A 24,154-nucleotide genomic window follows, 5' to 3' on the forward strand; every position below is an offset into this window, starting at 1 on the left:
TAAAAGTTTTCAGCAAGAGAATGGCCTAGTGACGTGGAATCCAGCTCCAGCGCCCAGCCAAGATGAAATGGCGACGATTTTTGCCATTTCATCCTACTCAAGGGAAAAAGAAAAATCACTCTTTCCTTGGTCAAATGTTCTGTCATGCATAAAAGGGAAACCACCCTTTTTTCATGACAGAACATTTTTCTGCCTGAGGCTAAACGGGGCGCCCTGAGCCTTTTGTTCTTCAATCTACTTTCCATCCTTGGTTAAGAGAAACAATTTTGATACTATCAGTAATAGAGAGAAAATAAGTATGTTTGAGGTGCAGGATGTTTTATCAACAAGGGAGCACGATACGAAAGCTAATTGAACTGTTTGTCCTATTTATCCTCATTTTTATAATAGATTCTATCGTTGAATTTGAACTAATAGACATACAGCCAAGTCCATTTATTCTTGTTTTACTATTATTTAGTATACGGTATGGGTGGAGGATTGGAGTTCTAACTTTTATTATAACGATTGTTTATTTTGGTTTACGCACATTGATTTCGGGTGAGGATCTATTTTTATTGTTTTTTGAAACGGAGCGAAGACTCCAATTCATCATTTTCTTTATCATCTCCATAATTGCGGGTGCATTTTCTACTTCACAAAGAGAGAGATATGAGGATCTTCATTTTCGAAATGAAGAACTTCGCAGTACTTTGGAGAACATTGAATCTACCATTAAGGATTTGTCGTTCACGAATAAAGTGTTAGAGGAAAGGGTTATTGAATCGGAAACAAGTATTGCTTCTGTCTATCAAATGACAAAGCTGCTGGATCAAGACAATCTAGAGATTATTACAGATGAAGCCATCAATATCTTAATGAATTACTTTCATGCAGAAACCTTCGGAATCTACCATTTGGATCGGTCATTAAGATCAATGAGAATAAAGGTGAGAAAAGGGAATATTGACGAGTTACCTCAGTCGATTTTGTTAGCTGATTCAAAAGATTTTTATGAAAGACTCTTAATGGAGAAAAAAATAACGATAAAAAAAGCTTCGGATCCAAAAAGTGCTCCTGTGATTGCAGGACCAATCATGAGGAACGGAGAAATTCGTCAAGTTCTCATTATTAAACAAATTGATTTTTACCGTCTATCAGAACATGGAATTCAACTTTTGTACTGGCTGCTACAAATTATTTCTGATAGTTATGCAAAAGCGGAAGCAAAAAGTGTGATGCTGAATCGAGTTAAAATGTTTGAAGGTACAAACATATATTACAAGGATTACCTAGATGAGTACATAAGAATTGAGAGAAAACGAGAGGAAAACTTCAAGCAGCCTTTTGCCCTTTTAGAAATAAAAATGTCATCCAGCTCATCCTATTTCTTGAAAGAAATTAATTATGAAATATTTAACGAGCTAAGAGAAGTAGATAAGGTTGGTTATGATGAAGATAAGAATATGCTTTATATTCTTTTGCCAGGAACAGATCCAGCTCGAATCGACAATTTAAAAAAGAGAATTTTCAAAAGGCTTGAAGAATGGATGGTTTCCTATGACGGATAATTTATTACCAATCATCCTTATCACTTATTTAGTTTATGCAATCGTATTAACGATATGGTTAAAACAGATAAATAAACGAATGATAGAAGACAAAAAAGGAATTTACTTTCTAATTGTTTTTTTAGGTTATTTTATTCCTGTTGCTGGAATAGTACTAGGTTTCCTCGCACTTTTCGCCTCGCATTTTAATAAAAAGGATTTGACTGATAATTATCAGGACTATATAGACTTTGATGTTGCAAACTATGAAGAAGTTAGAATGGAAGCTGTAAAGGATTTAAATTTAATATCGTTCTCAAGCAGCCTTGATGCAGAGAATTCAAACGTGAGAAAAGAGCTAATTGTGCGCCTACTCGAGTCGGATATCATGAATCAAGGACAGTTTTTACAAAAAGCCTTAATGAATAAAGATAGTGAAACCGTACACTATGCCGCGACAACAATAAATTTTTTAAAGGAAAGATTTGAAAAAGAAATTAGTCAAATAAAAACTGAGTTTTCAAATGTTGATATGAGAAGCTTTAAACGGTTAAGTAATGTTTATCAACGATATTTAGAAAGTAATATCTTAAATGAATTTATGAGTGAAACGATTCGTAAGGAATTTAAAGAACTAACCGAGAGAGCCATTGCGCAATTTTCTACCGAATTCTCGTTTCACTTACAATATGTAAACATCTTACAAAAAGAACAGAAGCTGCATGAGGCTATTCAATATAGTGAAAAAATGATCGAGCAATTTCCGCATAAGTTCGAGGGCTATTTAAAATTAATGGAGCTATCCTTCACAGTAGGAGAATATCAAAGGTTAAAGAAAACACTCGAGAAAATGGACCAAATGATCGATGAGGAGGAAGTACCTACAAACATGAAACCGCTTCTTTCCCTAGTAAGGAGAATGGTAACAGATGATGAAGCATAGCAGAAGGTTAATGATGATCGTTCTAGGGATGACATTTTTACTAATAGTAACCCTTCAATTCTTGAAGCCTGAGGTTTTGTATCGAATATTTACGATTTCAACAAAAAATGAATTCAAAGTAGAATTGATGTCTGACGAGTCAGATCATGTGCCAAACGGTGAAGAGTTAATGGTTTATATAATTGGTGAGGCATTTGATGTTGAGAATAGTCTGCTACTAGAAAATATCTCTTACTCACTGCATTATAGCAAAATACGCTATGGCTTTATTAAGGCCAACCAAATAAATGAATTAGAAGCCACCCCGTATAATGTAGTAATGCTTACAGGAGGAGATGCTTCTCATGTAAAGTTAGAGGATATTACACGTTTTGTAGATCGTGGTGGGAGCCTTTACATTTCCTCCCGTTTCTATGATCCAAATTGGGCTAGTTTACTTGGGATTGAGGAGAATTTTGGGTATTTTCCAGAGCCAAGCTATGGAATTCATTTTGAAACTACATTCTTTCCGGGCTATCCAAACGTTGCTAGTGATGAATCCTCGATTTCCAATAGCATGCTAGACCTCACATTAAATGAGAAGGCAAACGTGTATATAAGGTCAGAGGAAACCCCGTTATTATGGACATTTCAGTATGGGGAAGGGACTGTTTTATATTGGAATGGTACATTTCTAACAGACAAGTTAGCAAGGGGATTAATTACCCATTCTCTTTCGTTGCTTATCCCTTCCTTTGTCTCAGGGCAAGCGGCAATCAAAGTGATGTTTATTGATGATTTTCCTTCACCTGTACCTTTTGGAACAGCTTGGTCCATTAAGAGAGACTATGGACTTTCAACTGAGAAGTTTTATAAGCAGGTCTGGTGGCCAGATATGAAAAGGCTTGGAGAGAAATATCGCTTTTTATATACAAACGTATTAATCGGAACATATCGGGATGATATGGAATTGAGTGCTGATGAACTTATTACATCAAACGATTATCATATGGTGTACTACGGGCGTGACTCTCTTAGAAATGGCCATGAAGTGGGGTTACACGGTTACAACCATCAATCGTTAGTGTTAGAAAGTGAATCAACAAACCCACAATTAGGCTATGTACCATGGCCGTCTCAGGAGAGTATGGAGGAAAGTATTCGCCGCGCTAGGGAAATGTTTTTACACTTCTTCCCGGGCTCAACATTAACGACGTATGTTCCGCCGTCTAACATTATCGGTGAAACGGGAATTCATGCCCTTATGAATCAGCTTCCCGATTTAAAAGTGCTCGCAGGTTTATATGTAGGGAACCGTCAAACAGGTGACTTAGTGCAGGAGTTTGAATTCGACTCTATGTACGAAGACCTTTTTCATTTCCCTCGGATTACGAGTGGCTATGATTTAGATGGTGAAATAGACTACTTTATCTTAAATGATGCGCTTCTTAACTTTGGAGTATTTTCTCACTTTATTCACCCAGACGATGTGTTAGATGATTATCGCTCAAAGGGGCGTAGCTGGGAGGAGATGAAACACCAGTATATTCAACTACTTGATTACTTACAGGAACAGCATCCGCAGCTAGAACCTTATACGACAGCACAAGGAAGAGATAGGCTTATCTCCTATTTGAATTCAACATTGAATGTGTATCATGAGAAAGACCAAATTACGATTAAAGGAACACAAATACCAAGCCCAACCCATGTCTTTGTTCGGACACGGGAAGGGAAAATGTTAGAAGACGGGGAGTACGAAGGTTACTCTGTTACGTCTCTGAAAAACACTGACAATCTCTATACAGTGGAAATAAAAAAGCCATATGTAACGATAAAACTAAAGGATGAAGCACGATGAGAATTGGAATTGTTGCAGAGGGAAGCTACCCGTATGTTCGCGGGGGTGTGGCAAGCTGGGTCCACATGCTCATCGCACAAATGCCGGAACACACGTTTACGATTATTTCCATTATGCCTGGAGATTTTAAAGAAGTAGGAACGTATAAGTATGATCTCCCGAGTAATGTCGATGAAATTATAACCTACCGCCTTGGAGAACCGACATTTGAAAACATAAATACAAACTTAACAAAAGAGGAGGAACAGAATCTATTAGAGTGGTTTCGTTTTGAAAGGTATGGAAGAGGTGCGTTTTCACTTCTCGGTAATGTTCATAAACTAGGAAGTATGGACGAGTTTTTTCACAGTCGTTCCTTTTGGGAAATCGTCCAAAAAAGCTATGAAGCTGAAAAGCAATCTAGTTCATTTCTTGAGTATTTCTGGATGTTTAAGTCCATGTATACCCCAATCATTAACCTGTTACAGAGGACCTATCCAAAGGTTGACGTGATTCATTCTGTTTCTACCGGTTATGCGGGCTTAATAGGTGCGTATATGAAAGAAACGCAAAAGGTCCCTTACATTTTAACAGAACATGGCATTTACTCTAGGGAGAGAGAAGAAGAAATCTTGCAAGCAGATTGGATCCCAAGTGTTTATAAAAGTCGATGGATTAATTATTTCCATCATATATCCATGCAGGCATATGATAAAGCAGATGATATTATTACGTTATTTGAAAAAAATAGTTATCACCAAAAGCTCATTGGAGCTCCTGAGAAAAAGTTTTCTATCATACCAAATGGAATTGAGATAGAGAAGTATATGACGGTCAAGCGGGAAAGTGAAACGGAAGATCAATTCCATATTGGTGCGATTGTGAGAGTTGTCCCAATAAAAGATGTAAAGACCATGATCTATGCAGCCCGTATGCTAGCAGATGATGAAATTTCCTTTTTCCTAACGATTATGGGACCGCTTGATGAGGATGAGGATTACGCAGAAGAATGCTTGCAGTTAATCAAACGTCTAAAACTTGAGGGCTATGTTTCGCTCGCTGGTCAGGTGAATGTTCTAGACTATTTAAGTAAATTTGACCTTTTATTATTAAGTAGTATTTCAGAAGGGCAGCCACTTGCGGTATTAGAAGGGATGGCAGCCGGTATTCCTTGGGTGACAACGGACGTAGGCTCATGCTCAGAGTTACTTTATGGACTACACGATCCATATGGCCAAGCAGGATTTATCGTACCACCTGTAAATCCAAGAGAAATGGCGGATAAATGCAAATGGTTTGCAGAAAACAGAAGAGAAGGTATTCTCTTTGGTGAAAATGGTAGGAAACGGGCCATACATTTGTATCAGCTTTCCGAAGTAATCAAAAAGTATAGGGAGATATATAAGAAGAGAGGTGAACAATATGGCAGGTATTGGGTTTAAAATGCAAAAGCTTTTTAAAGAGGATTACTTTTCATCAAGGATTAAAGCCTATAGCTTTGCAGGATTAATCACAGCAGGACCATGGATTATTGTGATTGTAACAGTAGCTCTTATACAGGCCATTATACGTTCATTTACAAATATTCCCGATGATACAAGGGAGTTATTTGTGATCTCTATCTCGTATAGTTTTATTTTTTCACAAGTGATTTTCGGAATGAAGCAGCTAATAGTCACTAGGTATTTGGCTGATTTGTTTTATGTGGAAAACTTTAAAGATGTATTCCCTACTTTTATTGGTAGTACGAAAGTGGTTATTTTTCTAGCACTATTCTTATGGGGAATATTCTGTGTGCTTTCCCCACTCCCCCTTTTATACAAAGTGCTATTACTTATACTCTTTATCACATTAAATGTCATTTGGATCCTGTTTACCTTTTTAACAGCGGCGAAATATTATCAGCCTGTCGCGCTTTCGTTTTTATTTGGAGGAATAACAACCATCGTTGCAATTTATGGGAGTGTCAACCTCCTACCATTTGAATCCTATTCTCATTATTTTAAAGCTTTTATTCTACTAAGTGGCTTTACTGCAGGAATGGTTGTCACACTATACATTTTACTATATGCGCTACTAATTAGTTTCCCCGATAAAGGAGTCAAAAACCAATTTAATTACTTACAATATTATGATAAATATCCCTCTTTATTTTGGAATGGGTTTTTATATAATATGGCAATTTGGGTGTGTAACTGGGTCATTTGGTTTGGTTCAGGCTCTATCCTTTTAGAGGCGACATTTAGATTTCACCGTTTTTATGACACCGCTATTTTTTGGTCTTATTTAACGATCATTCCAACGATGGTTATTTTTGTAATCTCTATTGAAACACGCTTTTATAGCAGATATCGCTCTTTTTATGGCTATATTAATAGAGGTGGTTCTCTTAGCCAGATTCAGCAAGCGAAATATCAAATGCAGCGAGTATTAAAACAAGAAATGGAACGTCTACTTCGGAATCAAGGACTGTTTTCGTTTACGATCTTATTACTTGCACCCTTTTTCATTAGTTATTTGCTATTACCGAAGGAGTTCTTAACGATTTTCAGACTCACCTTAGTTGGAGCCTTTAGCAATGCCATGGTATTAGTTGTGAATTTACTATTATTATATTTTGAAGACCGCAAAGGAGCTTTACTTACAGTTGTTATCCTTTTTGCAAGTAATCTCATTCTTTCTCTCCTATTCCTTCCGTTCGGAGATGGTTATTATGGTTTAAGCTTTGCCATCGGCTGTAGCCTATCTTTTGCATATGGAAGTTGGAGGCTCATTTCCTATGTATCGGAGATAGATTATTTTGCTTTTACAGGTCAAGGAGTCAGACATAAGAAATCGAGATATGAGATATTTACCAAAATTGGACGATTTTTAAACGAGAAATTTGTATAATCATGACTAAAGTCATTTGTCGGAATTTAAGAAAATACGTAAAATAGAACTAAATAATGAACATTGTGATGGGTAAATTTTCCGGAAAGACTAGGGCACAAAGGAATGGGTCGTCGATGTTTTTTTAGAAGTGCAGCACCAAGCCAAAATGAAATAGCTATGCCTAGCAATCATACTACTAAGGGATCAAATAACCTTTGAAGAGAACATAGGAATTCTCCCATTTCTTCATCAAAGAACATTTGCTTTGTCTGGGACTAACTGGTACGCTTCACCTTTTATTGCATACCGATCACCAGCCTGCGAAACAACCTATCCCTCTGTCAAACTACAAGGAGGGAATTTTATGAAGAAAGCATTATCGTTTGTAACCGCGTCTTTAGTAGGGTTGACTGTTTTACTATCTCCATGTGATCATACGAATGCATTAGAAGGACCACTAAGTACGGTTAACTCCTATCGAATCTATTATCATGTGCCAACGAGTACGATTATGGAGGAAATGCAAAAGCTTGATTTAGTCATTATAGAGCCATACCATTATACAAAAGAACAAATTGAATTTATTCAATCTAAGGGTACATTAGTATTTGGATACATAAGTACCATGGAAGTTGCAAATTGGAATAAAACACTAGTAGAAAAGTTACGACCTACCGATTACTTTTACCGGAACAATGAGAAGGTCTATTTTCCTGCATGGGATTCTTATTTGATGGACATCACATCAGAGCATTATCGCGAAATCCTAACGGGGGAAGTTGAAGCGCAGGTTGCTAAAAAAGGCTTTGATGGGATTTTTCTTGATACTGTTGGAGATATAGATGATCAGCACTATCATGACCAAGCATTGCTAAAGGAGCAGCGAACGGGATTGAAACAGTTTCTTGCATCGATAAAAGAGCTGTATCCTAATAAGCTCCTCATTCAAAATTGGGGAATTGATACGTTAATGACCACAACGGCACCCTATGTTGATGGGATTATGTGGGAAAACTTTAATTATAAACATGTTGCAAAAGATGAGTGGTCTTTAACTAAAGTGAATGAATTGAAGAAGCTACAGGAAGCCTTTTGGTTTGAGGTATTTACCGTATCAAGTGAAATGAGAAAGAAAAGCCGAAAATATTCACAAAAACAAGGGTTTATTAACTATTATACGGAAAATGGTTACGACAGTTGGAAATAGGCGGCAATGGTGCTGTCTTTTTTTTGTTTAAATAAGCCATGATCAATAGGCTGATAGTGCGACTAGAACAGTGAAAAAGATAGTGTTACCTGAATAAACTTTTGTGGACAATAGAAAAATTTCTCAAAAACGTTACTTCAATGTAGCATAATTGATATAAATTTGTTTATAATGAAAAGTATGTTTACCATAGGAAATATCTAGTATTTTCTTGCATTTACATATTCAAATGGGGAAAAACAAAGAGTTACACATAGAAAGGGAGTGCTTTCATTTGTCTATTGATACATATTCACCAGAAGAATTAAAGGAATTATCCATGATTGAATTGGCTTATGAACTAATGGCTTCTAAAAAGCAGCCTCTTGCTTTTAAAGATCTTATTCATGAAATTGCTCAAATACTGGAGCTTACTGATGAAGAACTAAAAGCTAGAATGCCGCAATTTTACACAGATTTAAATATAGATGGTCGTTTTTTATCGTTAGGAGAGAATCGTTGGGGGTTAAGAAGCTGGTACCCTTATGATCAAATTGAAGAAGAAGTTATTCCAGCGGCGAAACCAAAGAAGAAACGTGCAAAGAAAACAGAAGAAGATGATGATCTAGATATCGAAGAATATGATGAGCTAGATGAAGAATATGATGAGTTAGATGAAATCGACGACCTAGATGAAGTTGAAGATGACGACGACGATGATGACATAGATGATGACGACACGGATGATGATTTCGATGATGATTTATTAGATGACGATGAAGATTATGATGATTTAGACGAAGATGAAGAATTTGAAGATGATTCGGATGATGAGGAAGAAGATCTCTCATTAGAAGAATTAGCTGAAGAGGAAGACAAAGACGTAGAATAACCTCTTGACTTTTCCAAGTCCACTATATAGAATCATATTTGGGCTCTTGAAAAACGGATCGTTTAGAGACAAAAGCAAAAATTGCTCCCTTGCAAAAGGAGTAGCGATTTTTGCTTTTTTTGTTTTTATCCCACCATTATATATATTCGTCGTGCATTTTTTTTATTTTCCATGCATGAACTTAGAGTGAACATTTAATAATGAGAAAAGGAACAAATGAGGGGGAACAACATGACAAAGTATATTTTCGTAACAGGTGGAGTTGTATCATCATTAGGAAAAGGTATTACTGCAGCATCTCTTGGTAGATTACTAAAGAATCGAGGGTTAAACGTCACGATTCAAAAGTTCGATCCATACATTAACGTGGATCCAGGGACAATGAGTCCGTACCAACACGGTGAAGTATTCGTTACAGATGATGGGGCAGAAACAGATCTAGATTTAGGTCACTATGAACGATTTATTGATATCAACTTAAATAAGTTTTCAAACGTTACTACAGGAAAAATTTATTCTACTGTGTTGAAAAAAGAGAGACGTGGAGATTATTTAGGCGGTACAGTCCAAGTTATCCCTCATATCACGAATGAAATAAAAGAGCGTGTTTTCCGAGCTGGTCGAGAAACAAATGCTGATGTCGTAATTACGGAAATCGGTGGAACAGTAGGAGATATCGAATCTTTACCATTTTTAGAAGCAATTCGTCAAATTAAGAGTGATATCGGTCGCGATAATGTCATGTATATCCACTGTACGCTTGTCCCTTACATCAAAGCAGCAGGCGAAATGAAAACAAAGCCTACACAGCATAGTGTTAAAGAGTTACGTAGCCTAGGGATACAACCGAATGTGATTGTAGTCCGTGCAGAAGCTCCAATTTCACAAGATATGAAAGATAAAATTGCGTTATTTTGTGATATTGATCCGAAAGCAGTCATTGAGGCAATTGATGCTGACACATTATACTCTGTCCCTCTTTCTCTTCAGGCTCAAGGTCTTGATCAAATCACGTGTGAGCATTTAAAGCTTACCTGCAAGCAAGCAGACATGACAGAGTGGAAGGCACTTGTTGATAAGGTCAAGAACTTATCGAAGAAAACGACGATTGCCTTGGTTGGTAAATATGTTGAACTACAGGATGCCTATATTTCTGTTGTGGAGGCTCTGCGTCATGCAGGCTATACGTATGATAGTGATATCCAGGTGAAATGGATCAATGCTGAATCTGTTAACAAAGATAACGTCGAGTCATTATTGCATGAAGCGGATGGGATTCTTGTTCCTGGAGGTTTTGGAGACCGTGGGATTGAAGGGAAAATCGCGGCTACACAGTATGCTCGTGAAAACAAAATCCCATTCCTTGGTATTTGTCTAGGGATGCAGTTAGCGTGTATCGAATTTGCGCGCAATGTATTGAATCTGGAGGGGGCGCATTCCGCAGAGATTGACCCTGAAACTCCTTATCCAATAATTGACCTACTTCCAGAACAAAAGGATGTGGAGGATTTAGGAGGAACTCTTCGTCTTGGCCTGCAACCTTGTAAGCTATACGAAGAAACTCGAGCATTTGCTGCTTACCATGATGAAGTTATTTATGAGCGTCATCGTCATCGCTATGAATTTAACAATCAATTCCGTCAGCAAATGGAAGAGGCTGGATTTGTGTTTTCGGGGACAAGCCCTGACGGACGTTTAGTTGAAATTATTGAGATTAAAGACCACCCGTGGTTTGTAGCTTCTCAATTCCACCCAGAGTTTATTTCGCGTCCAACAAGACCACAACCACTTTTCAGAGAGTTTGTTGCGGCATCTTTAAATCAAAAAGAAATGTAGACAGAGAAGAACCCTCATTCGTTTGAGGGTTCTGTTATTGTAAAAGTATCATATTATCATTTATAACATAAGCAATAGTGAATATCATGCTTCAAACTTATTGGCAGCCTCAAGCATGAAGTTTAATATTCAGAGGCAATCTCTTCGATAGTGAAAAGAAGTCCATAATAGGCATATAACGCAACAATGCTAGTAGGATAACCGTAGCGATTTCCTTCATCATCAGGTATCAAAGCTTTAACAAGGTGGCTGTTAATATGTACATCAACAATTGAAGCTAATTCTCCATTTTCCACTACATTTGAAATGGCTACAACCGATAAACCTCTATTTGATAAATCCTTGGCTAGTTCGATAGCCTCAACATCATTTGAAGATCTAGTCACTATCAGAATACGATCTATATCTTCAATCTGATTCATTTTTCCATTCTCAAATAAAGACTTGGAGCTTTTTAGTCGTTCAGGCCCGATTGTTGCTGTTAGCTCAACCGCCTTTAATTCATCAAAACCATGCACATAAACCGTGCCATCCGAAACAACAGCTTGGGCTAAAAGCCTTGCTCCTTCTTCAAAGTGGAAATCCTCAGTTTCTTCGATCTTTTTAAAAATACCTTGAAGCTGTGTAGAAAAGATTTTTAACATGATTGTCACTCCTGCTTAAGATGATAATAGTATTATATCGAAAATGCATGAAAAACACGAAAAAATGAGAAAAAAGTAGGTTTTTGTCGAGAAAGAAGTTTTGGTAAAAAAGAAGGAAATACGTGATAGAAAGAGAATTACCAACAATAGGATAATCGGAATATAAAAATAGGAGTGAACCGAATGAGCGAAAAAATACTAATTGTCGATGACCAATTTGGTATTCGAATTTTATTAAACGAGGTATTTAATAAAGAAGGATATAATACCTTTCAAGCAGCGAACGGTTTTCAAGCACTAGAAATTGTTGATAAGCATTCACCAGATCTTGTTTTACTAGATATGAAAATTCCTGGAATGGACGGAATTGAAATATTAAAACGAATGAAAGCAGTTGATCCGGATATCCAGGTTATTATCATGACTGCATATGGTGAGTTAGATATGATTCAAGAGGCAAAAGAACTTGGTGCCATCACACACTTTGCAAAGCCATTTGATATTGACGAAATCCGTGAAGCAGTTAAGAAGCACTTACCAATCCGTTCTTAATCCGAATATATTCTTCATCATTGCCACTTATAGCAATAGTTGATATGCTATAAAATGAGATCCGTTAAATTGGACATTTTACATACTAGTGATTTCTATGGGTAAACTACATGGAGATTCAAGCGATCTACGGATTATAAGGATATGGATACATAAGGAGGATTATTACAATGCCTTTAGTTTCTATGACAGACATGCTAAATAAAGCAAAAGCAGAAGGCTATGCTGTTGGTCAGTTTAACTTAAACAATTTAGAATTTACTCAAGCAATTCTACAAGCTGCACAGGAAGAGAACTCTCCTGTGATTTTAGGAGTTTCTGAAGGTGCTGGTAGATATATGGGTGGGTTTAAAACGGTTGTCGCTATGGTTAAGGCGTTAATGGAAGAGTATAACGTAACTGTTCCAGTTGCAATTCACCTAGACCATGGTTCAAGTTTTGAATCTTGCGCGAAAGCAATTCATGCAGGATTTACTTCTGTTATGATTGATGCTTCACATCATCCGTTTGAAGAAAATATTGAAACAACATCTAAAGTGGTTGAGCTTGCTCATTTCCACGGTGTTTCTGTTGAAGCGGAGCTAGGGGTTGTTGGTGGTCAAGAAGATGACGTTATTGCTGATGGCGTAATATATGCTGATCCAAAAGAGTGTAAAGAATTAGTAAAACGTACAGGAATTGATTGCTTAGCACCAGCCTTAGGTTCTGTTCACGGTCCTTACAAGGGTGAACCGAATTTAGGTTTTAAAGAAATGGAAGAAATTGGTGCTGCTACAGGTGTACCATTAGTTCTTCATGGAGGAACTGGAATTCCAACAAAGGATATCCAAAAAGCGATTTCTTTTGGTACAGCAAAAATCAACGTGAATACAGAAAACCAAATGGCTTCAGCTAAGAAGGTTCGCGAAGTATTGGCAGAAAAGCCAAATGAATATGATCCACGCAAGTATTTAGGACCAGCTCGTGAGGTTATTAAGGAAACAGTAAAAGGCAAAATGAGAGAGTTTGGTTCTTCCAATAAAGCATAGTTATATTAACCGCCAAAAAGGGCGGTTTCTTTTTCTTACACTGTATAATTGATAGGAGGATATACGCATGAAGTTTTTTATAGATACAGCCAATATTGATGAAATTAGAGAAGTGAATGCTTTAGGTGTGTTATCTGGTGTTACGACAAACCCTTCCCTAGTTGCAAAGGAAAAAGGAGTGACCTTCGAAGAACGTCTAAAAGAAATTACAAGTGAAGTAACTGGATCAGTCAGTGCTGAAGTAATTGGATTAAAAGTAGATGAAATGGTAGAAGAAGGGAAGAAACTTGCGGCAATTGCACCTAACATCACTGTTAAAGTGCCGATGACACCAGATGGACTGAAAGCTGTAAAAATCTTTTCGGATTTAGGTATTAAAACGAATGTTACACTAATTTTCACAGCTAATCAGGCATTACTTGCAGCTAGAGCAGGTGCAACATATGTCTCTCCGTTCCTAGGTAGACTTGATGATATTGGGCATGACGGACTTGAACTGATTTCTAAGATAGCCGACATTTTTCATATTCATGGTCTTTCATCTGAAATTATCGCAGCGTCGATCAGACACCCCCAGCACATCACAGAAGCTGCTCTAAGAGGGGCCCATATTGCAACTATACCTTATAAAGTGATTTTGCAGTTGTTCCATCATCCTCTTACCGATAAAGGGATCGAGCAATTTTTAGCAGATTGGAATAATCGATAGAAAAAGATCCTGGCCACGTAGGTCAGGATCTTTTTGTTATAAGCTAAGAAAGTATAAATTTCTGGTGTTTCGTTTATACAATGTTACGGCTACATCAGCTCCAGCGCCCAGCCAAGATGAAATGGCGACGATTCTTTGCCATTGCATCCTACTCGAGGTCAAAAAACCTGTCATGAATAAAAGGGAAAACCACCTTTTTTTCATGACAGGTTATTTGCTTGCCTGAGGCTAAACGGGCGCATGCGTCTTTTGTTCGTTGAATTCAAAGTAAAGCTGATATCAATTGTGGTCGCGGATAAAAGTGAGATGTGATGATAAACGGATATAAGTCGCTGATAAAAGTGAGATGTGATGATAAACGGATAAAAGTCGCTGATAAAAGTAAGAAAGTTAATGATAACCTGGTTAAAGTCGATGATAAAAGAAAAAGTTGATGATAAATCAAAGAAGTTGCTGATAAAGAAAAGGTAGTCGCTGATAAAATCTGTGAAGTTGCTGATAAATTTCAAAAAGTTACTGATAATGACCTAACAATTATAAAATATGATAGGATTTAATAACTATTTTTTGAGGTTTCTTTCAAATTGACTACCGAAAACCTCAAAAACATGATTTTTCATAGAGAATTTGATGAATTTTTTTCCTTTTCATTACATATTTACCCCCATATCGTGTAAACTAAAAGGTAATAGATATGAGGATAATGGCAGCAAGAGGCTTGGTACCTCTTTTCCTAGAAGAAGGGAGTTTACTATGGAAAAACTTAAAATTGAAGGTGGAACCAAATTAAACGGAACGATACGAGTGAGTGGAGCGAAAAATAGTGCAGTTGCATTAATTCCTGCAACCATTCTAGCAGATTCGCCTGTTATTATTGATGGATTACCCAACATTTCTGATGTTCAAATATTATCGGATTTATTAGAAGAGTTAGGTGGGACGGTCTCATTAAATGAACATGAAATTATTGTAGATCCGTCTAGAATGATTTCTATGCCATTACCTAACGGTAAGGTAAAAAAGCTTCGTGCTTCCTATTATTTGATGGGAGCAATGCTAGGTCGCTTTAAAAAAGCAGTTGTCGGTTTACCAGGTGGTTGTCATTTAGGACCTCGTCCAATTGACCAGCATATTAAAGGATTTGAAGCACTTGGAGCGAAGGTATCGAATGAACAAGGTGCGATTTATTTGCGTGCAGACGAACTTATTGGTGCGAGAATTTATCTAGATGTTGTAAGTGTAGGAGCAACAATAAACATCATGCTGGCAGCAGTACGTGCAAAAGGGCGTACCATTATAGAAAATGCTGCGAAGGAACCAGAAATTATTGATGTTGCCACACTTCTTTCGAGTATGGGTGCAAAGATAAAGGGTGCTGGTACAGACGTTATCAGAATTGATGGAGTAGACGAACTGCATGGATGCAGACATTCAATTATCCCAGACCGTATTGAGGCAGGTACATATTTAATTTTAGGAGCAGCGATGGGAGAAGAAATACTAATTGATAATGTAATCCCTCAGCATTTAGAATCTTTAATTGCCAAATTAAGAGAGATGGGTATTACAATTGATACGAGAAATGACCAAATTATCGTAAGAGGTACAGAGGAATTAAAGCCTGTAGATATTAAGACTCTGGTTTACCCAGGCTTCCCTACCGATTTGCAACAGCCTTTTACGTCTCTTTTAACAAAGGCTGATGGCTCTAGTGTTGTGACAGATACTATTTATTCGGCAAGGTTTAAACATATCGATGAGTTAAGAAGAATGAATGCATCGATTAAAGTAGAAGGTCGCTCCGCTATTGTGAATGGTGTGTCAAAATTGCAAGGAGCAAAAGTTCGTGCAAGTGATCTTCGCGCGGGTGCAGCTCTTGTTATTGCTGGTTTGATGGCAGAGGGCATCACAGAAGTGACTGGATTAGAACACATTGACAGGGGCTATGAGCGCCTTGTCGAGAAGTTAAAAGGCTTAGGTGCAACGATTTGGCGTGAAGATATGTCTGAAAATGAAATCGAGCAACTTCAAAATTCATAATAACAGATTAATTATAATATGTTATACTATTTGTGGGTATGAACAAATGGTATAACATATTTTTATTTTTTCAAAAAAAAGAGAGACTATTTAACATAGACTTTTTATAAGGAGAGGAAATAGATGGAACGTAGTTTATCAATGGAGCTTGTTCGTGTAACAGAAGCAGCAGCTCTTGCATCAGCACGCTGGATGGGAAGAGGATTAAAAAATGATGCTGACGAAGCAGCGACTTCTGCGATGCGTGATGTATTTGATACGATTCCAATGAAGGGAACTGTTGTCATTGGTGAAGGTGAAATGGATGAAGCTCCAATGCTGTATATTGGAGAGAAGCTTGGAACCGGATATGGACCAAGAGTAGACGTTGCTGTTGATCCATTGGAAGGAACAAACATCGTAGCAACAGGGGGATGGAATGCCCTGGCGGTCTTAGCAGTTGCGGACCATGGTAACTTGCTTCATGCTCCAGATATGTACATGGATAAAATTGCAGTTGGACCTGAAGCGGTGGGGAAAATCGATATTAACGCGTCTGTTCTAGACAATTTAAAGGCAGTTGCAGCAGCAAAAAATAAAAATATTGAAGATGTAGTAGCAACAATTCTAGACCGTCCTCGTCATGAGCAAATTATAAGAGAGATTCGTGAAGCAGGTGCTCGCATTAAGCTTATTCAAGATGGAGACGTAGCTGGTGCGATTAATACTGCATTTGACCATACTGGTGTGGATATTTTATTTGGATCTGGTGGAGCACCGGAAGGGGTAATTGCAGCTGTAGCCCTGAAATGTTTGGGTGGTGAACTACAAGGGAAGCTTCTTCCACAAACAGAAGAAGAACTAATTCGTTGTAAAAAAATGGGAATAGAAGATGTTAACCGCGTTCTACGAATGGAAGATCTTGTTAAAGGTGATGACGCTATTTTTGCAGCAACGGGTGTAACCGATGGTGAACTTCTAAAAGGAGTTCAATTTAAGGGATCAATTGGTACGACTCAATCTCTTGTTATGCGTGCAAAATCAGGAACTGTTCGATTTATTGATGGTCGTCATAGCTTGAAAAAAAAGCCAAATCTTGTCATTAAGCCTTAGAGAGGGAGCGGTTAATCTGCTCCTTTTTTCCTTGACCGAGCTACATTACATTGAATAGTGCGACAAATCCTGCGTGATCTTTTACTATTTGCGCAGAACTTGTCTAATGTTTTACGTAAAAGGGGAGTTGATTAATTTCCTGTAAAAGGGGTAAAATAGGAAGTGCTACGTGTTACATTCGCTTATCAATCTTCTTCATAAATGCTTCGAAGAAATCTTCTATTTTTATACTTTTCTTTACTTCCATCATTTCTCTATTTAATAAAACATATCGATGGTTTTTGAAAAGATGGATACTTTAAGCGCTTGCAAGTGACGTACAATAATTATTAAAAGAGTGGTGTTCTCATGAGTAATAGCCTTACCCTGTCTAGTTTAGAAGAAATGAAGTTAAAAGATTTATATGAGTTAGCTAGAAATTATAAGGTATCCTACTACAGCAAGCTAACAAAGAAGGAGCTTATTTTTGCTATATTAAAAGCTCAGGCTGAAAAAGATGGTTTTATGTTTATGGAAGGTGTTCTAGAAATTATTCAGTCAGAGGGATTTGGATTTTTAAGACCAATTAACTATTCTCCAAGTTCGGAAGACATTTATATTTCTGCCTCTCAAATACGCCGTTTTGATTTGCGGAATGGGGATAAAGTTTCTGGTAAGGTAAGACCCCCTAAGGAAAATGAGCGTTATTATGGCTTATTGCACGTTGAGGCTGTAAATGGGGACGATCCCGAATCAGCAAAGGAACGTGTTCACTTTCCTGCCCTTACTCCACTATACCCTGACAGACAGATTGTGTTAGAGACAAGCCCTAGTCAGCTCTCAACTCGTATTATGGATATTATTGCACCAGTAGGATTTGGACAACGTGGGTTAATTGTTGCTCCTCCAAAGGCTGGTAAAACGATGTTATTAAAAGAAATCGCCAATAGTATTACGACAAACCATCCAGATGCAGAATTGATTGTTTTACTCGTTGATGAGCGTCCGGAGGAAGTTACAGATATTGAGCGTTCTGTTGCGGGTGATGTTGTTAGCTCAACATTTGACGAAGTACCAGAAAATCATATTAAAGTAGCAGAGCTTGTTCTAGAGCGTGCAATGCGCCTTGTTGAACATAAAAAGGATGTTATCATTTTAATGGATAGCATTACTCGTTTAGCAAGAGCCTATAATCTCGTCATTCCACCAAGCGGTAGAACGCTGTCCGGTGGGATTGACCCAGCGGCCTTCCATAGACCGAAACGTTTCTTTGGTGCAGCACGTAATATTGAAGAAGGCGGAAGCTTAACAATTCTAGCAACTGCGTTAGTAGATACCGGTTCTCGTATGGATGATGTCATCTATGAAGAATTTAAAGGTACAGGAAATATGGAGCTTCATCTAGATCGATCTCTAGCAGAAAAACGTATTTTCCCAGCTATCGATATTCGTCGTTCAGGAACACGAAAAGAAGAGTTGTTAGTGCCAAAAGACCACCTTGAGAAATTATGGACCATTCGTCGCGGTATGACTGATTCTCCTGATTTTGTTGAACGTTTCTTAAGAAGACTAAAGCAAACAAAGACTAATGAGGAATTTTTCCAACTGATGAATGAAGATAAAAAAGGAATGAATTCAGTTAAATCATAAATATTTAGGAATTCATACCAACTATTTTTAGGTGGTTGCAAAAGGTACCTAGCCCTGTTATAATTTCATCATGTGTGATTTTAGCAGTGGGAGATAAGAGGTTAAGTACCATTTAAACTTACTACTATTCTCACTTATGAATATGAACTTACTCTGATTCACAAACAGTCTCAGGGCGGAAGGAGATGAAAGACATGAGAGAAGGAATTCACCCAAACTATAAAAAAGTTATGGTTAAGTGTGCTTGTGGTAACGAATTTGAAACAGGTTCTGTAATGCAAGAAGTAAAGGTTGAGGTATGTTCTGATTGCCATCCTTTCTATACAGGACGTCAAAAGTTCGCTAGCGCGGATGGTCGTGTAGATAAATTTAATAAGAAATATGGTATTAAGTAATTCGGTATACCGAGTTTCTTAAGGTCACCTAATTTCAAACTCGATAAGCGCCGCTTATCAAAAGTTGTAAACTTAAAGCAGGCAAGTGTTCATCTCTTGTCTGCTTTTTTACTTTACTGATAGACATTTCACATATAAACGTGTTCATATATACTTAATTATTATTAGTAAATGAGTGTTTTTTCAGTCAGCTTTTGTATGACAGAATGTAAACACGAGGAAGGGAGAGACCGTTTTTTATGTTAGTAATGAAACAGAGCGGTTGGATAGAAGTGATTTGTGGAAGTATGTTTTCAGGGAAATCTGAAGAATTAATAAAACGTGTGAAACATACACAATATGCGAAGCAGCAAGTGTTAGTATTTAAACCTGTCATCGATAATCGTTATAGTGAAGAATGTGTAGTGTCACATAACGGAACTTCTGTCTTGGCAAAGCCCGTATCCTCTTCTCGTGATATTCTACAATATGTAACTGCAGATACAGATGTCGTAGCAATTGATGAGGTTCAATTTTTTGATCAAGATATTCTTGAAGTGGTTGAAATGTTGGCCAATCAAGGTCATCGTGTCATCGTAGCCGGACTTGACCAAGATTTTCGCGGAGAGCCATTTGGACAAGTACCTAACTTAATGGCAATTGCAGAGCATGTTACAAAATTGCAAGCTGTATGCATGGCATGTGGATCACCAGCAAGCCGGACTCAACGTTTAATCAATAATGAACCAGCTTCTTACGATGATCCCATTATCCTCGTTGGAGCTTCAGAATCGTATGAGCCAAGATGCAGACATTGTCATGATGTTCGAAATAAGCCAGTAACGATTGTTCCTGCTAAAATAGAAACCGTTTAAAGAACAAGACGTGGGAGGAAAGTTGCAGTCATAGTGCAAAACTTACCATGTAAGCAGTTTTACTCATTGGGAAACCTATCCGTAGGAGGGATTACCATGAATCTAAAACTGCTTTTTCTTATTGGATTGTTAGGTTTATCCGCATGTAGTCAAGTCGAGACAACAGAGGATAAAAGTGGAGCGGACCTTATGACAACGGGTGGAGACGAGAAAAATGGTTTCTATGAACGAGACTTAGATGACACACGCTATAATACAAATCAGAATCCAAACTTTATTGATTTAACAGAAAGTCGTCCTAATCTAGGGACTGATCAAGATAAGATAAGAGATGTAATCAATACGTTCCCAGAAGTCACGCCTGGTTCCGTTTACGTTGTTGGTACAGATGCATGGGTAACCGTACACTCCACAAAAAAGTTTTCAGAAGAAGACCGCGATCAACTACGTCATAAACTACTAAAAGACATCACCAAAGCAATGCCCCGTTATCACATCCATATACGTATACACGACGGGGACGGCGAATAAAAGAGTGGTTCACACAGAACTGCTCTTTTTTTGTGTATGGTGACAGTCACTTCCCGAGTTTTGTCGAAAAAAAGGAATTTATTAGGTTAACATAGAATTAATTAATCTATCTCCCGCCCCTTCCCCCAAACAAATCCTCGAGGTGATTTTATATGACTAGAAAACGCCGAACATGGCATCCTGATTTCTATTACCACATTGTTTCGAGAGGTAATAGACGAGATGCCCTATTTCTTGATGAACGTGATTTTAATGCCTTTATGTTCATTCTCCATAAGACGTCACAGCGTCATCCATTCACAGTATGTTCATATTGCTTTATGACAAATCACTACCACCTGCAATTAAAATCCCCAATAACTTCAATCTCAACTCTCATGGCAATTGTTAATAAAAGGTACGCTTCATACTACAACAATCGTTACCGTCTAACTGGACATGTATTTGAAGAAAGGTTTTTTAGTGAAGGAATCATCAGTGAAAAGGGAATGCTAGAGGTGAGTCGTTACATTCATTTGAATCCAGTAAAGGCGAATATCATTCACGATGCTGCTCATTATGTGTGGAGTAGCTATCGTTACTACTCTCAAGAAGATAAATATTCCCTTGCAGACAATTTCTTTGATCCTTCACCGGTCTTACAAATATTTACTGGAAATATTAGTGAGCAAAGGGAAAAGTATAGGCAATACATAAATATGGATGAAAATGAGACAAGGTTGTCCTTCGTGTATAAGTAAAGATTATTCGACAAGTGACTGTCACCACGACTATTTGTTTTGACTAAGCGTATTCTCTATACTATAATTAGAATGTTATGGCAAAAAAATGAGGTGAATTGTCGTGCTAGATCGTTTGCAATCTGTTGAGGATCGATATGAAAGATTAAATGAGCTTTTGAGTGATCCGGATATCGTTAATGATCCAAAAAAGTTACGTGAGTATTCAAAGGAACAATCTGATATACAAGATACAGTAATGGCTTATCGTGAATATAAAGACGTTCGTGAGCAATTAAAGGGCGCAAAGGCGATGCTAGATGAAAAGCTAGATGCGGAAATGCGTGAAATGGTAAAGCTTGAAATAAGTGAGCTTGAGGACCAGGAAGAAGAGCTTGCTGAACGATTACGTGTTTTATTACTACCAAAGGATCCGAATGATGACAAAAACGTTATTATTGAGATTCGCGGTGCAGCCGGTGGTGATGAAGCAGCGTTATTTGCTGGTGATCTATATCGTATGTATTCTCGTTATGCTGAATCACAGGGATGGAAATCAGAGGTAATCGAAGCTTCATCTACCGGTGTAGGAGGCTATAAAGAAATTATCTTCATGATCAATGGTAAGGGTGCATACTCAAAGATGAAGTTCGAAAATGGTGCACACAGGGTTCAACGTGTCCCTGAAACAGAATCGGGTGGTCGTATTCATACTTCGACGGCAACTGTCGCATGTTTACCAGAAGCAGAAGAGGTTGAAGTAGACATTCATGATAAAGATATCCGTGTAGATACGTATGCTTCTAGTGGAGCTGGTGGACAATCGGTTAACACGACGATGTCAGCGGTTCGTTTAACCCATATTCCAACTGGTACAGTCGTTACGTGTCAGGATGAAAAATCACAAATTAAAAATAAAGAAAAAGCGATGAAAGTACTTCGCGCTCGTGTTTATGATAAATTCCAACAAGAAGCACAAGCAGAGTATGATGCAACTCGTAAATCTGCTGTAGGTACGGGAGACCGCTCAGAGCGTATTCGTACTTACAATTTCCCGCAAAACCGTGTAACGGACCACCGCATCGGCTTAACGATTCAAAAGCTTGATCAAATTCTTCAAGGAAAACTTGATGAAGTAATCGATGCACTCATTATGGAAGATCAAGCAAAGCGAATGGAGCAAGCCGAGTAACATGTTTAACAAAGTGTATGAAGCCCTAAATTGGGCTTCTTCTTTTTTAGAAGAATCAGGAAGAGAAGCGAAAGCGGGTGAGCTTCTACTTCTTCACGTATTAGGTTGGGATCGAACCCAGCTTTTCATGAACATGAGGGAAGATCTATCGGACAAACAAGTGGATGAGTTTGTACAGGTTGTTAAGCGCCATGAAACAGGAATACCTGTTCAGCACATAACCGGATATGAAGAATTCTATGGTCGGCGCTTTATAGTGAATCAAGAGGTACTCATTCCCCGTCCAGAAACAGAAGAGTTAGTGGAAGGGGTTTTGAAAAGAGTGAATAAGCTTTTTACAAACCAAGACATAATCAAAGCTGTTGACGTTGGAACCGGAAGTGGCGCTATAGCGATAACTCTAACACTAGAAGATCACAAAATAGAAATGACCGCCATTGATATTGCAAAAGAGTCATTGAAGATTGCAAATGAAAATGCAGTTGCTTTACATGCAAGTATACAACTTATTGAAGGTGACATGCTTCTTCCGCTTATTCAAAAAGGAGAAAAAGTAGATGTTGTAGTATCCAATCCACCCTATATTCCTGAATCTGAACAGCTATCTGATATCGTTCATGACCATGAACCACACCGTGCATTATTTGGCGGAAAAGATGGACTTGATTTTTATAGAAGGTTTATGGATCAACTACCTCTAGTTCTGAAAGAAAAGGCACTCCTTGCATTTGAAGTGGGAATGGGTCAAGGTGAGTCTGTTGCACAATTAATACGCTCAACCTTTCAAGGTGCAAAAGTAGAAGTTGAACTTGATATCAACGGAAAAGACCGCATGGTGTTTGCGGAGCTTCTAGGAACTAGCCAGAAGATTTAAAAAAACGTCGAATGATCAAACAAAACTAAAGAAAAAAATATAGTTTCATAGATTTTTTTAAATTTACTAGTTTAAGATAGATTTTTCTTGTCCACACTGTTTTACTGAAGGGACGGTGTTGGAGAAATGAAAAAAACAACAAATCTAGTACTTATATATATGGTGATTTTATTTATTGGAGCAACAATTACAACTTCGTGGCATCCAGCTGCACAGCAATCAAATGAACCGGTTGTGATCCCTGACGAGGCAATTAGGCTAAGAATCTTAGCTAATAGTAATAGTATTGATGATCAAGAGTTAAAAAGAAAAATACGAGATGCTGTGAATGAGGAAATTACAAATTGGGTGGAGAATTTAACGTCCATAGAGGCTGCTCGAACTCTCATTCAAAATAGACTATCTGACATTGAAATGATTGTTGAAAGAGTATTACAAGAAGAGAATGTAGAACAGAGCTATTCCGTAGATTATGGAAAAAGCGTAAAGTTTCCAACCAAAATGTATGGCTCTTATATTTATCCAGCAGGTGAATATGAGGCGATACTAATCTCCTTGGGAGAGGCAAAGGGAAATAACTGGTGGTGTGTATTGTTTCCTCCGTTATGTTTTCTCGACTTTAATAACGGTGATGCAGTAGAACCTGAAAAAGAGAATAAGGAAAGCCAAACAGTTATAGTGGAGGAAGAAGAAACGGTAAAAGTGAAATTCTTTCTAGTAGAATGGTTTTCAAAACTATTGAAATAAAAGAAAACCGGGATAAATTCCCGGTTTTCTTTTGGCACATAGGAAAGAATAAGAGTTTTCTACATAAAG

The 24,154-nt window shown here is 37.7% G+C and carries 22 protein-coding genes; 21 read left to right on the forward strand and 1 reads right to left on the reverse strand.

Annotation, left to right across the window (positions count from 1 at the left end):
* Nucleotides 1-314 precede the first annotated feature (314 nt).
* From ACFSCX_RS01060 to ACFSCX_RS01095, 8 genes are all read left to right on the forward strand, one after another.
* Nucleotides 315-1,550, forward strand: a complete 1,236-nt coding sequence (locus ACFSCX_RS01060) for a hypothetical protein (RefSeq protein WP_377926228.1) — start codon at nt 315-317, stop codon at nt 1,548-1,550.
* Nucleotides 1,540-2,472, forward strand: coding sequence for a tetratricopeptide repeat protein (locus tag ACFSCX_RS01065; RefSeq protein ID WP_377926229.1), 933 nt, complete (start codon nt 1,540-1,542; stop codon nt 2,470-2,472). Before ACFSCX_RS01060 ends, ACFSCX_RS01065 begins: the two co-directional genes overlap by 11 nt.
* Complete coding sequence (locus ACFSCX_RS01070) at nt 2,459-4,312, forward strand: DUF2194 domain-containing protein (RefSeq protein WP_377926230.1); 1,854 nt, start codon at nt 2,459-2,461, stop codon at nt 4,310-4,312. Before ACFSCX_RS01065 ends, ACFSCX_RS01070 begins: the two co-directional genes overlap by 14 nt.
* The gene (gene pelF, locus ACFSCX_RS01075) at nt 4,309-5,733 is read left to right on the forward strand and encodes a GT4 family glycosyltransferase PelF (RefSeq protein ID WP_377926231.1); all 1,425 of its coding nucleotides are present in this window, start codon (nt 4,309-4,311) and stop codon (nt 5,731-5,733) included. Before ACFSCX_RS01070 ends, pelF begins: the two co-directional genes overlap by 4 nt.
* Nucleotides 5,714-7,183: an exopolysaccharide Pel transporter PelG gene (gene pelG / locus ACFSCX_RS01080; RefSeq protein ID WP_377926232.1), complete on the forward strand. Its 1,470-nt coding sequence runs from the start codon at nt 5,714-5,716 to the stop codon at nt 7,181-7,183. Before pelF ends, pelG begins: the two co-directional genes overlap by 20 nt.
* Nucleotides 7,184-7,529: 346 nt before the next feature.
* Entirely contained in the window at nt 7,530-8,372 is an 843-nt protein-coding gene (locus tag ACFSCX_RS01085; protein WP_377926233.1) for a putative glycoside hydrolase, read from the forward strand.
* 274 nt (nt 8,373-8,646) lie between these two features.
* Nucleotides 8,647-9,243, forward strand: coding sequence for a DNA-directed RNA polymerase subunit delta (gene rpoE, locus ACFSCX_RS01090; protein ID WP_377926234.1), 597 nt, complete (start codon nt 8,647-8,649; stop codon nt 9,241-9,243).
* A 231-nt stretch (nt 9,244-9,474) separates the two neighbouring features.
* Nucleotides 9,475-11,079, forward strand: coding sequence for a CTP synthase (locus tag ACFSCX_RS01095; RefSeq protein WP_377926236.1), 1,605 nt, complete (start codon nt 9,475-9,477; stop codon nt 11,077-11,079).
* A gap of 122 nt (nt 11,080-11,201) precedes the next feature.
* Here the strand turns inward: ACFSCX_RS01095 and ACFSCX_RS01100 are convergent, their stop codons facing one another.
* Complete coding sequence (locus ACFSCX_RS01100) at nt 11,202-11,723, reverse strand: DUF2529 domain-containing protein (protein ID WP_377926237.1); 522 nt, start codon at nt 11,721-11,723, stop codon at nt 11,202-11,204.
* Between the two features lie 183 nt (nt 11,724-11,906).
* Here ACFSCX_RS01100 and ACFSCX_RS01105 point away from each other — a divergent pair, with 183 nt between their 5' ends.
* From ACFSCX_RS01105 to spoIIR, 13 genes are all read left to right on the forward strand, one after another.
* Entirely contained in the window at nt 11,907-12,275 is a 369-nt protein-coding gene (locus tag ACFSCX_RS01105; protein WP_377926238.1) for a response regulator, read from the forward strand.
* Between the two features lie 170 nt (nt 12,276-12,445).
* Nucleotides 12,446-13,303: a class II fructose-bisphosphate aldolase gene (locus tag ACFSCX_RS01110; RefSeq protein ID WP_377926239.1), complete on the forward strand. Its 858-nt coding sequence runs from the start codon at nt 12,446-12,448 to the stop codon at nt 13,301-13,303.
* Between the two features lie 67 nt (nt 13,304-13,370).
* Nucleotides 13,371-14,012, forward strand: a complete 642-nt coding sequence (fsa, locus tag ACFSCX_RS01115) for a fructose-6-phosphate aldolase (protein WP_377926241.1) — start codon at nt 13,371-13,373, stop codon at nt 14,010-14,012.
* Nucleotides 14,013-14,765: 753 nt separating this feature from the next.
* Complete coding sequence (locus ACFSCX_RS01120) at nt 14,766-16,052, forward strand: UDP-N-acetylglucosamine 1-carboxyvinyltransferase (protein ID WP_377926242.1); 1,287 nt, start codon at nt 14,766-14,768, stop codon at nt 16,050-16,052.
* 123 nt (nt 16,053-16,175) lie between these two features.
* On the forward strand, nt 16,176-17,144 hold the full coding sequence (gene glpX, locus ACFSCX_RS01125) for a class II fructose-bisphosphatase (protein WP_377926243.1): 969 nt from the start codon (nt 16,176-16,178) through the stop codon (nt 17,142-17,144).
* A 348-nt stretch (nt 17,145-17,492) separates the two neighbouring features.
* On the forward strand, nt 17,493-18,773 hold the full coding sequence (gene rho, locus ACFSCX_RS01130; protein WP_377926244.1) for a transcription termination factor Rho: 1,281 nt from the start codon (nt 17,493-17,495) through the stop codon (nt 18,771-18,773).
* A 194-nt stretch (nt 18,774-18,967) separates the two neighbouring features.
* Complete coding sequence (gene rpmE / locus ACFSCX_RS01135) at nt 18,968-19,168, forward strand: 50S ribosomal protein L31 (protein WP_377926321.1); 201 nt, start codon at nt 18,968-18,970, stop codon at nt 19,166-19,168.
* Between the two features lie 239 nt (nt 19,169-19,407).
* The gene (locus ACFSCX_RS01140) at nt 19,408-20,022 is read left to right on the forward strand and encodes a thymidine kinase (RefSeq protein ID WP_377926245.1); all 615 of its coding nucleotides are present in this window, start codon (nt 19,408-19,410) and stop codon (nt 20,020-20,022) included.
* Between the two features lie 96 nt (nt 20,023-20,118).
* Nucleotides 20,119-20,553: a hypothetical protein gene (locus ACFSCX_RS01145; RefSeq protein WP_377926246.1), complete on the forward strand. Its 435-nt coding sequence runs from the start codon at nt 20,119-20,121 to the stop codon at nt 20,551-20,553.
* Between the two features lie 152 nt (nt 20,554-20,705).
* Nucleotides 20,706-21,293, forward strand: coding sequence for a transposase (locus ACFSCX_RS01150; RefSeq protein WP_377926248.1), 588 nt, complete (start codon nt 20,706-20,708; stop codon nt 21,291-21,293).
* 103 nt (nt 21,294-21,396) lie between these two features.
* Entirely contained in the window at nt 21,397-22,464 is a 1,068-nt protein-coding gene (gene prfA, locus ACFSCX_RS01155; protein WP_377926250.1) for a peptide chain release factor 1, read from the forward strand.
* A gap of 1 nt (nt 22,465) precedes the next feature.
* Complete coding sequence (gene prmC, locus ACFSCX_RS01160; protein WP_377926252.1) at nt 22,466-23,338, forward strand: peptide chain release factor N(5)-glutamine methyltransferase; 873 nt, start codon at nt 22,466-22,468, stop codon at nt 23,336-23,338.
* A 126-nt stretch (nt 23,339-23,464) separates the two neighbouring features.
* Nucleotides 23,465-24,085, forward strand: coding sequence for a stage II sporulation protein R (spoIIR, locus tag ACFSCX_RS01165; protein WP_377926253.1), 621 nt, complete (start codon nt 23,465-23,467; stop codon nt 24,083-24,085).
* Nucleotides 24,086-24,154 lie beyond the last annotated feature (69 nt).

Origin of the sequence: Bacillus salitolerans (genome assembly GCF_042680805.1) — a bacterium.
In the GTDB taxonomy this organism is placed as follows: Bacteria; Bacillota; Bacilli; order Bacillales; family SA4; genus Bacillus_CJ; species Bacillus_CJ salitolerans.